Source organism: Pseudomonas sp. AC229, assembly GCF_979254655.1.
In genome coordinates this window covers 77,051-90,336 of sequence record NZ_CEEDHK010000003.1, presented here as the reverse complement: position 1 = coordinate 90,336, position 13,286 = coordinate 77,051, and the positions used below count along the sequence as shown (strand labels likewise).

12 protein-coding genes are annotated in these 13,286 nt (G+C 61.7%); 7 read left to right on the top strand and 5 right to left on the bottom strand.

From position 1 onward, the window contains the following. Positions 1-111: 111 nt before the first annotated feature. On the bottom strand, positions 112-1,116 hold the full coding sequence (moaA, locus tag AC0IW7_RS05275; protein ID WP_471816565.1) for a GTP 3',8-cyclase MoaA: 1,005 nt from the start codon (positions 1,114-1,116) through the stop codon (positions 112-114). A gap of 301 nt (positions 1,117-1,417) precedes the next feature. On the opposite strand from moaA, the gene AC0IW7_RS05270 reads away from it, so the two are divergent. Next, the gene (locus AC0IW7_RS05270; protein WP_122496788.1) at positions 1,418-2,056 is read left to right on the top strand and encodes a TetR/AcrR family transcriptional regulator; all 639 of its coding nucleotides are present in this window, start codon (positions 1,418-1,420) and stop codon (positions 2,054-2,056) included. A 195-nt stretch (positions 2,057-2,251) separates the two neighbouring features. On the opposite strand, the gene AC0IW7_RS05265 is transcribed toward AC0IW7_RS05270, so the two are convergent. Continuing rightward, complete coding sequence (locus AC0IW7_RS05265) at positions 2,252-2,683, bottom strand: GlcG/HbpS family heme-binding protein (protein WP_122496786.1); 432 nt, start codon at positions 2,681-2,683, stop codon at positions 2,252-2,254. Positions 2,684-3,010: 327 nt separating this feature from the next. Between AC0IW7_RS05265 and gcl the strand changes: the two genes are divergently transcribed. The 6 genes from gcl (at position 3,011) to AC0IW7_RS05235 (ending at position 10,850) form a co-directional block, all read left to right on the top strand. Next, entirely contained in the window at positions 3,011-4,786 is a 1,776-nt protein-coding gene (gcl, locus tag AC0IW7_RS05260) for a glyoxylate carboligase (protein WP_463551817.1), read from the top strand. A gap of 199 nt (positions 4,787-4,985) precedes the next feature. Continuing rightward, complete coding sequence (gene hyi, locus AC0IW7_RS05255) at positions 4,986-5,768, top strand: hydroxypyruvate isomerase (RefSeq protein WP_471816240.1); 783 nt, start codon at positions 4,986-4,988, stop codon at positions 5,766-5,768. A gap of 11 nt (positions 5,769-5,779) precedes the next feature. Beyond that, positions 5,780-6,670: a 2-hydroxy-3-oxopropionate reductase gene (locus AC0IW7_RS05250; RefSeq protein WP_122451362.1), complete on the top strand. Its 891-nt coding sequence runs from the start codon at positions 5,780-5,782 to the stop codon at positions 6,668-6,670. A 239-nt stretch (positions 6,671-6,909) separates the two neighbouring features. Next, positions 6,910-8,184, top strand: coding sequence for a glycerate kinase type-2 family protein (locus AC0IW7_RS05245; RefSeq protein WP_471816239.1), 1,275 nt, complete (start codon positions 6,910-6,912; stop codon positions 8,182-8,184). Further along, positions 8,181-9,626: a pyruvate kinase gene (gene pyk, locus AC0IW7_RS05240; protein WP_471816237.1), complete on the top strand. Its 1,446-nt coding sequence runs from the start codon at positions 8,181-8,183 to the stop codon at positions 9,624-9,626. Before AC0IW7_RS05245 ends, pyk begins: the two co-directional genes overlap by 4 nt. Positions 9,627-9,953: 327 nt before the next feature. Beyond that, a complete protein-coding gene (locus AC0IW7_RS05235; protein WP_471816236.1) occupies positions 9,954-10,850 on the top strand; it encodes an urea transporter in 897 nt (298 codons plus the stop codon). A gap of 190 nt (positions 10,851-11,040) precedes the next feature. Here the strand turns inward: AC0IW7_RS05235 and AC0IW7_RS05230 are convergent, their stop codons facing one another. The 3 genes from AC0IW7_RS05230 to AC0IW7_RS05220 form a co-directional block, all read right to left on the bottom strand. Beyond that, on the bottom strand, positions 11,041-11,505 hold the full coding sequence (locus AC0IW7_RS05230) for a glycine zipper 2TM domain-containing protein (protein ID WP_122451358.1): 465 nt from the start codon (positions 11,503-11,505) through the stop codon (positions 11,041-11,043). 102 nt (positions 11,506-11,607) lie between these two features. Then, a complete protein-coding gene (pdxH, locus tag AC0IW7_RS05225; RefSeq protein WP_463382200.1) occupies positions 11,608-12,255 on the bottom strand; it encodes a pyridoxamine 5'-phosphate oxidase in 648 nt (215 codons plus the stop codon). Positions 12,256-12,303: 48 nt separating this feature from the next. Next, the gene (locus AC0IW7_RS05220) at positions 12,304-13,281 is read right to left on the bottom strand and encodes an OmpA family protein (protein WP_471816233.1); all 978 of its coding nucleotides are present in this window, start codon (positions 13,279-13,281) and stop codon (positions 12,304-12,306) included. Positions 13,282-13,286: the final 5 nt, after the last annotated feature.

Below are 13,286 nucleotides of genomic sequence, written 5' to 3'. Positions count from 1 at the left end.
TTCCTATTTTTGTTTTTGTGGAGGATGCAAAACGTTCCCCTGTAGGAGCCAGCTTGCTGGCGAATTCGCCAGCAAGCTGGCTCCTACAGGGGACGTCGCTAACGGGGCAATTCAACCGCCAGTCATGCTCATAAACCGCAGCACTTGCACCTGCTCGGCTTGGTCGAAGTGATGGCGTTCGGGCTTCAGTTGAAGGGCGTTAACCAGCGCCTGACGCAAGCGCTCGCTGTCGCCGGGGTGGGCGCGCATCAGGCTTTTCAAATCGAGAGCGCCTTCGTGGCCGAGGCACAGCACCAGCTTGCCCTCGGCGGTCACGCGCACGCGGTTGCAGTCGCCGCAGAAGTTGTGGCTATGGGGCGAGATAAAGCCGACCTGCGTGTCGCTACCAACCACCTGCCAATAGCGCGACGGCCCGCCGGTAACGCGGCTGCTGCGCACCAGTGCAAAGCGCTGTTCGATCAACGCGCGCACCTGGTCGCTGGAGCAAAACGTCTGCTCGCGTTGATGACTGGTAACCGAGCCCAACGGCATTTCTTCGATAAAGCTGACGTCCAGTCCGCGCTCAACGGCGAACTGCACCAGGTCGTGTACTTCGTCATCGTTGCGCCCGCGTTGCACCACGCAATTGAGCTTGATGCGCGCAAAGCCCGCCGCCCGCGCGGCCTCGATACCGGCGAGCACGTGGTCCAGCGCATCGCGGCGGGTGAAGGCGGCAAAACGCTCGCGCTGCAACGAGTCGAGGCTGATGTTCAGGCGCTTGACCCCGGCGTCGCGCAGTTGCCCGGCCATGCTGCCGAGCTGCGAACCATTGGTGGTGATCGCGAGATCGTCCAGCTCGCTGCGCGCGCCCAGGCGTTGCAGCAAGCCCACCACGCCTTTGCGCACCAGCGGTTCGCCGCCGGTGATGCGGATGCGTTTAACGCCCAAGCCGATAAACGCGTCGGCCACGGCGTACAGTTCTTCGAGGGTAAGAATTTGCGCGCGCGGGGCGAACTGCATGTCTTCGCTCATGCAGTAGGTGCAGCGAAAATCGCAGCGGTCGGTAACCGACAACCGCAGGTAAGTGATACGCCGTCCAAAGGGATCGACCAGGCTGGCGTCAGGTGCATGCGGCAAGGACACGACGGATCTCCAACTGCTCAGGGAGCCGAAAAAGGTACGGAAGAAATAGCTGACCACGAAGTCAGAAATGTACTCAAAAAATGCTGATCGCGTATACAAGAATTTGTCAGTTCGAGTTTTTGTAGGAGCTACCTTGGTAGCGAATGGGTTCTCCCGCACATCAACGTTTTCAGGGTTCGCGAGCAAGCTCGCTCCTACGTCCTGTGCATGATTGAGCCTCGCGCAAACGCGGTGCTACCATGCCCGACCACTCAGCAAGCCCATCGATGCGGTGCCACAGCAAAAGAGTCTTTAGATGACCAGTATCCGTGAGCGCAACAAAGAGTTGATTCTGCGCGCAGCCAGCGAAGAGTTCGCCGACAAAGGCTTCGCCGCTACCAAGACCAGCGACATCGCCGCCAAAGCGGGCTTGCCCAAGCCCAACGTGTATTACTACTTCAAGTCCAAAGAAAACCTGTACCGCGAAGTGCTGGAAAGCATCGTCGAACCGTTGTTGCAGGCTTCGCAGCCGTTCAACGAAGGCGGTCTGCCCGCCGATGTATTGCGCGCTTACATCCGCTCGAAAATCCGCATTTCCCGCGACCTGGCCTACGCCTCGAAGGTGTTCGCCAGCGAAATCATGCACGGCGCCCCGCACCTTTCCGCCGAGCAAACCGCGCAGTTGAACGCCCAGGCCAAGCACAACATCAGCTGCATTCAAGCCTGGATCGACCAGGGCCTGATGGCCAAAGTTGACCCGCACCATTTGCTCTTCAGCATCTGGGCGGCCACGCAAACCTATGCCGACTTCGACTGGCAGATTTCCATCGTCACGGGTAAAGCCAAGCTCGACGACGCCGACTATGAGGCGGCGGCCGAGACGATTATTCGGATGGTGATTAAGGGGTGTGAGGTGAGTGAGGGGGCTGGGGCTAAGGTTAAGGTGGTTGGGTAAGGGCGGTTTTTTGTACAAACGTTAATTGCGGTTACGTCCAGTGCTGTACCCGGCCGGAGATTCTGGATTCCCGCTTTCGCGGGAATGACGGTGATCGTTGAAATTACTCCGTCATCCCCGCGCAGGCGGCGGTCCGACGATTCGGGATCCAGAGTTTCGGACCAATCACCGCTCCCTAATCAACCAATACCCTCCTTACCCAATATCCGCCTGCAACCCCGCCGCCAACACCCCCTTCACGGCACATTGCTCATCAATGTCCGACGTATCCCCACTAATCCCCACCGCCCCAATCACCTGATTGTTCGCATCGCGAATCAGCACGCCGCCGGGCGCGGGAATTACGTTGCCTTGGGCCAGCGTGTTCACTGCCGCAATGAAACTCGGCCGTTGCTGCGCGTCATTGGCGATTTGGCGCGACGCCTTGCCGAGTGCCACCGCGCCCCAGGCTTTGCCGATGGCAATTTGCGGGCGAAGCATGCTTGAGCCGTCTTCGCGCAGCAGCGAAATCAAATGCCCGCCAGCGTCCAGCACCGCAATGGTCAGGGGCGCTGCCGAGGCCGCGCGGCCCGCGGACTGGGCTTGTTCGGTGATCTGGGTGGCGAGTTGCAGGGTTAAAGCGCTCATGGGGTAAGTCCCTTCTTGTAATTGAAAGCGTACGGAACACACCGCAGGCACGAGCAAACACGCCCGGCGGTGCAATCAAAAGACGCCTTAACTATCGCAGCCAAAACAAAAAACGCAAGCTATCGATACAATCTTATCTACTTTTGTATACATACACCTTCACCCAATCCCACGCCGCCGCTGAAACCCGCGCTAAAACAGGCGTTTTAAATCTGTTTCGCCTCGCCACGCTTTGCCTGCGAAAAAATGTTGACCTTAAAGTCATGGCCTGAATAGAATCCGCCACAGCAAGTTGTATACAATTTGAGAACAAAAGAGGCACAACAAATGGCCAAAATGAGAGCAATCGAGGCAGCCGTCCTCGTTATGCGCCGCGAAGGCGTCGACACCGCGTTTGGTATTCCCGGCGCCGCCATCAACCCCCTGTACGCCTCGCTGAAAAAAGTCGGCGGCATCGACCACGTTCTGGCTCGCCACGTGGAAGGCGCTTCGCACATGGCCGAGGGTTACACCCGCACCAAAGCGGGCAACATCGGTGTGTGCATCGGCACCTCTGGTCCTGCCGGCACCGACATGGTCACTGGTCTGTACAGCGCCAGCGCCGACTCCATCCCGATTCTGTGCATCACCGGCCAGGCGCCGCGTGCCCGTATGCACAAGGAAGATTTCCAGGCCGTCGATATCACCAGCATCGTCAAGCCAGTGACCAAGTGGGCAACCACCGTCATGGAACCGGGCCAAGTGCCGTACGCGTTCCAGAAAGCCTTTTATGAAATGCGCAGCGGCCGCCCTGGCCCCGTGCTGATCGACCTGCCGTTTGACGTGCAGATGGCCGAAATCGAATTCGATATCGACGCTTACCAACCGCTGCCGCTGAGCCGCCCTGCCGCCAACCGCGCCCAGGCCGAGAAAGCCCTGGCGCTGCTGAACGACGCCGAGCGCCCATTGCTGGTAGCCGGCGGTGGCGTGATCAACGCCGATGCCAGCGACAAGCTGGTGGAGTTCGCCGAATTGGTCGGTGTGCCGGTAGTTCCGACCCTCATGGGTTGGGGCACCATTCCAGACGATCACCCGCTGATGGTCGGCATGGTCGGTCTGCAAACCTCGCACCGCTACGGCAACGCCACGCTGCTGGAATCGGACCTGGTGTTCGGTATCGGCAACCGTTGGGCTAACCGCCACACCGGTTCGGTGGATGTGTACACCGAAGGTCGCCGCTTTATCCACGTGGATATCGAGCCGACGCAAATCGGTCGCGTGTTCAACCCGGACTTGGGCATCGTCTCCGACGCCGGTGCCGCGCTGGATATGTTCATCACCGTGGCCAAGGAATGGAAAGCCGCGGGCAAGCTGAAAAACCGTGCCGCCTGGCTGGATTCCTGCCATCAGCGCAAACGCACCCTGCAGCGCAAAACCCACTTCGACAACGTGCCGGTCAAACCGCAGCGCGTGTACGAAGAAATGAACGAAGCCTTCGGCAAAGACACCTGCTACGTCAGCACCATCGGGTTGTCGCAGATTGCCGGCGCGCAGTTCCTGCACGTCTACAAGCCGCGTCACTGGATCAACTGCGGCCAGGCCGGCCCGCTGGGCTGGACCATTCCTGCTGCCCTGGGCGTGGTGAAAGCCGATCCGAGCCGCAAGGTTGTCGCGCTGTCTGGCGACTATGACTTCCAGTTCATGATCGAAGAGCTGGCCGTGGGCGCGCAGTTCAACCTGCCGTACATCCACGTGGTGGTGAACAACTCCTACCTGGGTCTGATCCGTCAGGCACAGCGCGGTTTCGAGATGGACTACTGCGTGCAGCTGGCCTTCGAAAACATCAACGCACCGGAGCTGAACGGTTACGGCGTCGACCACGTCGCGGTCGCCGAAGGCCTGGGTTGCAAGGCCATTCGCGTGTTCGAGCCGAACGAGATCCAACCGGCCCTGCGTCAAGCGCAAGAGTTGATGGCACAGCACCGCGTTCCGGTGGTGGTGGAAATCATTCTGGAGCGCGTGACCAACATCTCCATGGGCACCGAGATCAATGCCGTCAACGAGTTCGAAGACCTGGCGCTGACCGGTTCGGATGCACCGACTGCGATTTCGTTGCTGGACTAAAAGCGGCCCTCTCCCCCAGCCCCTCTCCCGCGAGCGGGCGAGGGGAGACAAGCGCGACCGCGAAACAACCACCGATCAGTCCCCTCGCCCGCTTGCGGGAGAGGGTTAGGGAGAGGGGCTTTTGTGTTTGCCCCAGCCCTCTCCCCCAGCCCCTCTCCCGCAAGCGGGAGAGGGGAGACAAACAGACGAGGAGTGCCCCATGCCACGCTTTGCCGCCAACCTATCCATGTTGTTCACCGAAGTGGACTTCCTGGACCGTTTCGACGCTGCCGCCCAAGCCGGTTTCAGCGGCGTTGAATACCTGTTTCCGTACGACTTTGCCGCTGAAGAAATCAAAGCCCGCCTGAACACCCACAAGCTTGAGCAGGTGCTGTTCAACCTGCCGGCCGGTGACTGGGCCAAGGGTGAGCGCGGCATCGCCTGCCACCCGGACCGCGTAGAAGAATTCCGCGCCGGCGTAGACAAAGCCATCGCCTACGCCAAGGTACTCGGCAACACGCAAATCAACTGCCTGGCCGGCATCCGTCCGCAAGGTCCGGATTGCGCCACGGTTGAGCAAACCTTCGTAGACAACCTCAAGTACGCGGCTGAAAAGCTGCAAGCCGCCGGTATCAAGCTGGTCATGGAAATGATCAACACCCGTGACATTCCTGGCTTCTACCTGAACACCACCAAGCAGGCGCTGGCCATTCGCGACAAAGTTGCCAGCAGCAACCTGTTCCTGCAGTACGACATCTACCACATGCAAATCATGGAAGGTGACCTGGCCCGCAGCCTGGAAGGCAACCTGGCCGTGATCAACCACGTGCAGTTGGCCGACAACCCTGGCCGCAACGAGCCTGGCACGGGCGAGATCAACTACCGCTTCCTGTTCGAGCACCTGGACCGCATCGGGTATCAGGGCTGGGTTGGCTGTGAATACAAGCCTGCCACCACCACCGCCGCCGGCCTCGGCTGGCTCAAGACTCATAACGCCATCTAAGGAGCATTCCCATGGCTAAAATCGGTTTTATCGGCACCGGCATCATGGGCAAACCCATGGCCCAAAACCTGCAAAAAGCAGGTCACACCCTGTTCTTCTCCGAGCACTTCGACAAAGCCCCGGCCGACCTGCTGGGCGACAACGGCGTTGGCCTGGCCAACCCGAAGGAAGTGGCGCAGGAATCCGAATTCATCATCATCATGGTGCCGGATACCCCACAGGTTGAAGACGTGCTGTTCCGCAAAGACGGCGTGGTCGAAGGCGTTGGCGCCGGCAAAGTGGTCATCGACATGAGCTCGATCTCCCCTACCGCCACCAAAGCCTTCGCCGAAAAAATCAAAGCCACGGGCGCTGCGTATCTCGACGCCCCAGTGTCTGGCGGTGAAGTGGGCGCCAAGGCGGCCACCCTGTCGATCATGGTCGGCGGTTGCCCGAATGCCTTCGAACGCGTACTGCCACTGTTCCAGGCCATGGGCAAAAACATCACCCGCGTGGGCGGCAATGGCGACGGTCAGACCGCCAAAGTGGCCAACCAGATCATCGTTGCCCTGAACATTCAGGCCGTTGCCGAAGCCCTGCTGTTCGCCGCCAAGAACGGCGCCGATCCGGCCAAGGTGCGTGAAGCGCTGATGGGCGGTTTCGCCGGCTCGAAAATTCTCGAAGTACACGGCGAGCGCATGATCAAAGGCACCTTCGACCCAGGCTTCCGCATCAGCCTGCACCAGAAAGACCTCAACCTCGCTCTGGCCGGCGCCAAAGAGCTGGGCCTGAACCTGCCTAACACCGCCAACGCCCAGCAAGTGTTCAGCACCTGCGCCGCCATTGGTGGCAGCAATTGGGACCACTCGGCGCTGATCAAAGGCCTGGAGCACATGGCCAACTTCTCGATTCGCAAGGACTAAGCAATACGTGGGTTGGGCCGGTCCGCTTGGTGATCCTCATCGTGGCCCCCGCTCGTTGGTTCGCCAACGGACCGCTCCAACCCACGCCCCTTTTCGACCTGCCCGGTAAGCGGTGTCACGGCCTGCAAGCCGGGTGGGTCGATTTCAGTCCACAGCCCTTGTGCCCGTAAAGGGACAGCGAGGTTTGTGGACTGCAATCGACCTGCACGCATAACAAGAAACGAGTTGGAGTAGTGCTGATGAACCTCGACCCCAAAAGTCTGCTGCGCGACCTGTTCGCCACCGCCATCGACGCCGCCCACCCGCGCCAGGTATTGGCCGACCACCTGCCCGCCGACCGCAGCGGCCGCGTGATTGTCATTGGCGCCGGCAAGGCGGCGGCGGCCATGGCCGAAGTGGTGGAGCGCGAATGGCAGGGCGAGGTGTCTGGCCTGGTGGTGACGCGCTACGAGCACGGCGCCAACTGCCAGAAAATCGAAGTGGTGGAAGCCGCGCATCCAGTGCCGGACGACGCCGGTGAACGCGTCGCCCGCCGTGTGCTGGAGTTGGTGAGCAATCTGCAAGAAAGCGACCGCGTCATCTTCCTGCTGTCCGGTGGCGGCTCGTCGCTGCTGGCCCTGCCCGCTGCCGGCATCAGCCTGCAAGACAAACAGGCACTGAACAAAGCGCTGCTCAAATCCGGCGCCACCATTGGCGAGATGAACTGCGTGCGCAAGCACCTCTCGGCCATCAAGGGCGGACGCCTGGCAAAAGCTTCATGGCCGGCCAGCGTGTACACCTACGCGATTTCCGATGTGCCAGGCGACGAAGCCACGGTGATTGCCTCCGGCCCGACCGTGGCCGACCCCACCACTTCGCAGCAGGCGCTGGCGATTCTGGCGCGTTACAACATCGAGATTCCCGCCAATGTGCGCGACTGGCTGAACAGCCCGGAATCGGAAACCGTCAAACCCGGCGACCCGTGCCTGGCGCGCAGCCATTTCCAATTGATCGCCACGCCCCAGCAGTCGCTCGACGCCGCTGCCACGAAGGTTGAAGCCGCCGGTTTGCCGGTGCTGATTCTCGGCGACCTGGAAGGCGAGGCGCGGGAAGTGGCCAAGGTGCACGCCGGCATCGCCCGGCAAATTCAACTGCACGGCCAGCCAATCAAACCGCCGTGCGTGATTCTTTCCGGCGGCGAAACCACGGTGACCGTGCGCGGTGACGGCCGTGGCGGACGCAACGCCGAGTTTCTGCTGAGCCTGACCGAAAGCCTCAAAGGCTTGCCCGGCGTGTATGCCCTGGCTGGCGACACCGACGGCATCGACGGTTCCGAAGACAATGCCGGCGCACTGATGACGCCCAGCAGCTACGCCCGCGCCGCCGCGTTGAACCTTTCGGCCAGCGATGAGCTGGATAACAACAACGGCTATGGCTACTTCGCGGCCCTGGACGAGCTGATCGTCACCGGCCCGACGCGGACCAACGTCAACGATTTTCGCGCCATTCTGATTCTTGAGAAGCCTGCCCAATGAGCCTGCCTAGCCCTAACGAAAAGAAACCCAACGCTGACAAGAAAGTAAAAATTCTCGCCACCCTCGGCCCGGCCGTGCACGGTGTCGATGATGTGCGGCATCTGGTCGAAGCCGGGGTCAACCTGTTCCGCCTCAACTTCAGCCATGGCGAGCACGCCGACCACGCCGAGCGCTATCAATGGGTGCGCGAAGTGGAGCGCCAGCTGAACACGCCGATCGGCATTCTTATGGACCTGCAAGGGCCGAAGCTGCGCGTGGGCCGATTCGCGGCCGGCAAGGTCAACCTGAACCGTGGCCAGGCGTTCCGCCTCGATCTGGATACCACGCCGGGTGATGAGCGCCGGGTCAACCTGCCCCACCCGGAAATCATCGAGGCGCTGGAGCCAGGCATGAGCTTGCTGCTGGACGACGGTCGCCTGCGTCTGGAAGTGACGCGCAAGCAGAACACCGGGGTCGACACCCTGGTGAGCGCGGGTGGCGAGCTGTCGGACCGCAAAGGCGTGAACGTGCCGGAAGCCGTGCTGCAACTGAGCCCGCTGACCAAAAAAGACCGCATCGACCTCGACTTCGGCCTGCAACTGGGCGTGGATTGGGTGGCCTTGTCGTTTGTGCAGCGCCCGGAAGACATCGTCGAAGCCCGCGAGCTGATTCAGGGCAAAGCTTTTCTGATGGCGAAAATTGAAAAGCCCTCGGCCGTGCAACACCTCGAAGCCATCGCCCAACTGTGCGACGCGATCATGGTGGCCCGTGGCGATCTGGGCGTGGAAGTGCCAGCCGAGAACGTGCCGCGCATTCAGAAAGACATCATCCGCACCTGCCGCCAGTTGGGTAAACCGGTGGTAGTGGCCACGCAGATGTTGGAATCGATGCGCTTCTCCCCTGCCCCGACCCGCGCCGAAGTGACCGACGTCGCCAACGCCGTGGCCGAAGGTGCCGACGCGGTCATGCTGTCGGCCGAAACCGCCTCGGGCGATTACCCGCTCGAAGCCGTGAGCATGATGAGCAAAATCATCCGCCAGGTTGAAAACGGCCCGGACTTCCAGGCCCAGCTCGACGTCAGCCGCCCGCAAGCCGACGCCACCGCCTCGGACGCCATCAGCTGCGCCATTCGCCGCATCAGCGGCATTTTGCCGGTGGCCGCGTTGGTCAACTACACCGAATCCGGCAGCTCCAGCCTGCGCGCCTCCCGCGAGCGGCCGAAAGCGCCAATCCTCAGCCTGACCCCCAACATCCAGACCGCCCGCCGTCTCTCCGTGGCGTGGGGCATTTACTCCGTGGTGAATGCGCGGCTCAGCAAGGTCGAGGAAATCACCAGCACGGCACTGGAAATCGCCCAGGCGACCAACATGGCCAAGCGTGGGGATACGGTGGTGATTACGGCGGGGATGCCGTTTGGGCAGTCGGGGACGACCAACAGTTTGAGAATTGAAACCCTTCTCTGAGCCTGACTATTCGCAAAAACGAGGGTTTCGGGGCTAGAGCCAGGCAAGGCGAGACCCTGCGCAGCAGCGCAGCGTAGTCAACTACGTGAGCAGCGCACGCAGGGTCTCAACGCCGCATGGCCGACGACCCGGAAGCCGGGCAGGAAAAGGCAAAAATCCCATCTGGTTCATGCCAGTTTGGCGTTCGTCGTGCCCTCGTCGAACGCCTTTTTTTTTAAGCCAAGGAACCCTGTAGGAGCGGCTGGGCGGCATTCCGATTAGCCGCGATGCTTTTGATTTAAAAGCATCGCGGCTAAAGCCGCTCCTACAGGGGCTGACGTAACGACCATGCCCCACTTCACCTACGGCAAAGCCCTGCTCCACGGCTGCAGCCAAATCTTTCTGCAACAGCACGCCTTCTTCGGCGCGCTGTGTTTGCTCGCGGTTGCGATCGGCGCGCCGCACTTGCTGGGCGGTGCGCTGCTCGGCGGTTTCGCTGCCACGCTGGCTGCGCGCCGTCGCGGTTATGAGCTCGCCGATATCGACGCCGGCCTCTACACCTATAACGGCGTGCTGCTGGGCTTGATGCTGTGCAACCGTTTTGCCTGGTCGGCGCTGTTGCCGTTGCTGATCATCGCCAGCGCTGGCGCTTCAAGCCTGGTGCTGAATCGGCTGATGCGCGGCAGCCGTCAACGTCAGTGGTTGCCGGCCTTTACCGCACCGTTTGTGGGGCTGAGCTGGCTGGTGCTGAGTTTGCTACCCGACACCCTGACGCCGCCGCTGCAAACCACGGTGCCGAGTGTGGTCACGCTGGACGTGCCTGGGCTTGGCGCGGCGTTGTTAAAGGCCATCGGTCAGGTGATCTTTCTGGGCGAGCCGCTGGCGGGCGCCATGGTGTTGATCGGCCTGTTTCTCGCCAGCCGGCGGGCGGCGCTGTGGGCCGTGGCCGGCTCGGCTGTGGGGCTCGGCGTGGCGCTGCAACAGGGCTGGAATACCGAACACGCGCTGAATGGGCTGTATGGCTATAACGGCGCGTTGGTCGGGATGGCGCTGAGTCAGGTGTATCGCAACCTGGCGGTGATCGTGCTGGGGATTTTGCTGGCGTTGCCGTTACAACCGGGCTTTGCGGCGTTCGCGCTGCCAGAGCTGACGGCGCCGTTTATTTTGGCCTGTTGGCTGGTGCAGGCGACGCATCGGACGTTGCAGCGTGGGGCGGAGGATTCGCGGCCCAAACGGCTTCTATAGCAGCGTTGGGCGCGGCCCTCTCCCCTAGCCCCTCTCCCGTTTACGGGCGAGGGGAATCGACCACCGATGCTCCTGATGTTCGCGTTCAAGCCCCCTCTCCCGTTTACGGGAGAGGGCTGGGGTGAGGGGCCGTCATCTGGGCGCCCACAAAAAAGCCGGCCCAAGGGCCGGCTCTTCATTGCCGCAGCAATCAGTGCGCGACGCGGCTGGTGCCGTTGACGCTCATGATGCGAACACGCTCGCCGACGCGGAAAATCTCGTTTTCCTGCACTTCCTGCACATAGGCGCGCATGCTGCCGTCGTCTTCGCGAACGGTGATTTCCACACCTTGCGCGCGGGTCAGGCCTTCTTCAGTTACCGAACCCAACAACCCACCGGCCACAGCGCCGATCACCGCCGCGACGATGCTGCCGCGACCGCCGCCGACGGTGCTACCCGCGACGCCACCCACCACCGCACCGGCACCGGCGCCAATTGGCGTTTTAGTGCCTTCGATTTTGACCGGACGCAGCGATTCAACAGTGCCCATGCGTACGGTTTGCACGGTGCGCGCTTCATCACGCGAGTAGGAGTCGCCCGTCAGACTGGACTGGCAACCGGTGAGTGCCAGGGCCGCAACCGTGAACGACGCGACTAACAATAGAGACTTACGCATAACGGTACCTCCGGGAGATGACAGGCCATTAGACAGCGCCGCTCACGGCGATGTCACGGGCGCTGCACAAGATTAGTTCCTCGGTGAGCTGAACGGCCCAAATCAGGGCGCCAAACGCTCACGCGACCACATGCCGTTGTCTAGACGATAGTTCAAACGATCATGCAAACGGCTGGCGCGGCCCTGCCAAAACTCGATGCGCTCTGGCACCAGACGATAACCGCCCCAGTGCGGCGGGCAGGTAGGCGCGGAATCAAGAAAACGCCGTTCGGTTTCGGCCAGCAGCGCTTCCAATTCGCCACGGTCTTCAATCACCCGGCTTTGCGGCGAGGCCCATGCGCCCAGGCGACTGCCCAGCGGACGGACTTGGAAGTAGGCATCGGATTCTTCGGCGCTGACTTTTTCCACCCGCCCCTCAATGCGCACCTGACGCTCAAGGGTCGGCCAGAAAAAGGTCATGGCGGCGAACGGACGCGCCGCCAGTTGCTTGCCCTTGGCGCTTTCGTAGTTGGTGAAAAAGGTAAAACCCTGCTCATCGACGCTTTTAAGCAGCAGCACCCGGCAATGCGGGCGGCCGTCGGCGTCGACGGTGGCCAGGGTCATGGCGTTGGCTTCCACCGGCAGTTGCTCGGTGCTGCGCGCATCGGCGAACCATTGCTGGAACAACGCCACAGGCTCGGCCGGGGCTTGCGCCTCGGTGAGCCCGTCGCGGGTGTAGTCACGGCGCATATCGGCCAAATTAGCGGTCATCACGCGGCTCCTTGAGTGTTAACAAGCGGCGGACACAGACCACCCAGCTCAGTTCTTCGCCTCAGCGGCCTTGTCCGGACTGGCAGCCTGCCCTGGATTATTTTGCGCCACTTTGACCGAGGTCGGCTTCGCCGCACTTGGCTTGTCAGCGGCCTTGGCAGCCGGTTTGGCGGCCGGTTTCTTGGCGGCAACGGCGGGCTTGGCAGCGGGTTTCTTCGCAGCCGGTTTGGCAGCAGCTTTGGCGGCTGGCTTAGCGGCGGTTTTACCCTTGGCTTTGGCTGGCGCCACGGCCGGGATCGGGTCGTTTTTCACCAGGGTTTGCGCAGCCGGAACCGGGTCTGGCTGGTTGTACTTGGCCAGCAGCGCACTCATGGTGTCCTGCGGCGTCAGCATGATTTCCACGCGGCGGTTCAGGGCGCGGCCTTCCGGGCTGTCGTTGGCAGCACGCGGCAGAACAGAGCCAAAACCGCGCACCATCAGGCGATCATTTTTCAAACCGCTGAGGCGGAAGATGGCGGTGACGGCGCGAGCGCGGTCCAGGCTCAGCTCGCGGTTACGCGCTTCTTCGCCCGACGGATCGGCGTGGCCAAGAATCAGCACGGCGACTTGCTTGTCGTTTTCCACCAGCTTGGCAACGCGGCTGATTGGCCCCAGCGTAACGGGCATCAGCATGCTTGGGCGGTCTGGGTTGAACGAGGAATCCACCGGCGCTGAAACCACCAGCAGGTTTTCGCGACGCTCCAACTGGAACTTGCTGCCCTCAAGCGCGGTGCGCAGGCGCGGCTCGTATTGGTCCATCCAGGCCTGGGTGATTTTCGGGTCGGGCATGACCACGGCATCGGCTTTTTTGACTTTGTCGTCATCGCCGAACGGCCACCACCAATGACCGCCCGAGGCAGGCTTTTCAGCGGTAGCTACGGTGGCGTTGGCAGAAGGGGACGGTTTGTCGGCGTTTTCAGGGGAAGAAGCACAACCAGCGAGAGCGGCGCACAGCGCCAGAGCAGCAGCAGACTTGGTAGGAAACATTGGAA

Excerpts from the sequence above, each read along its gene's own strand:
- AC0IW7_RS05270 (WP_122496788.1), top strand. The coding sequence starts at position 1,418 with ATGACCAGTATCCGTGAGCGCAACAAAGAGTTGATTCTGCGCGCAGCC.
- AC0IW7_RS05265 (WP_122496786.1), bottom strand. The coding sequence starts at position 2,683 with ATGAGCGCTTTAACCCTGCAACTCGCCACCCAGATCACCGAACAAGCC.
- gcl (WP_463551817.1), top strand. The coding sequence starts at position 3,011 with ATGGCCAAAATGAGAGCAATCGAGGCAGCCGTCCTCGTTATGCGCCGC.
- hyi (WP_471816240.1), top strand. The coding sequence starts at position 4,986 with ATGCCACGCTTTGCCGCCAACCTATCCATGTTGTTCACCGAAGTGGAC.
- AC0IW7_RS05250 (WP_122451362.1), top strand. The coding sequence starts at position 5,780 with ATGGCTAAAATCGGTTTTATCGGCACCGGCATCATGGGCAAACCCATG.
- AC0IW7_RS05245 (WP_471816239.1), top strand. The coding sequence starts at position 6,910 with ATGAACCTCGACCCCAAAAGTCTGCTGCGCGACCTGTTCGCCACCGCC.
- pyk (WP_471816237.1), top strand. The coding sequence starts at position 8,181 with ATGAGCCTGCCTAGCCCTAACGAAAAGAAACCCAACGCTGACAAGAAA.
- AC0IW7_RS05235 (WP_471816236.1), top strand. The coding sequence starts at position 9,954 with ATGCCCCACTTCACCTACGGCAAAGCCCTGCTCCACGGCTGCAGCCAA.
- AC0IW7_RS05230 (WP_122451358.1), bottom strand. The coding sequence starts at position 11,505 with ATGCGTAAGTCTCTATTGTTAGTCGCGTCGTTCACGGTTGCGGCCCTG.
- pdxH (WP_463382200.1), bottom strand. The coding sequence starts at position 12,255 with ATGACCGCTAATTTGGCCGATATGCGCCGTGACTACACCCGCGACGGG.
- AC0IW7_RS05220 (WP_471816233.1), bottom strand. The coding sequence starts at position 13,281 with ATGTTTCCTACCAAGTCTGCTGCTGCTCTGGCGCTGTGCGCCGCTCTC.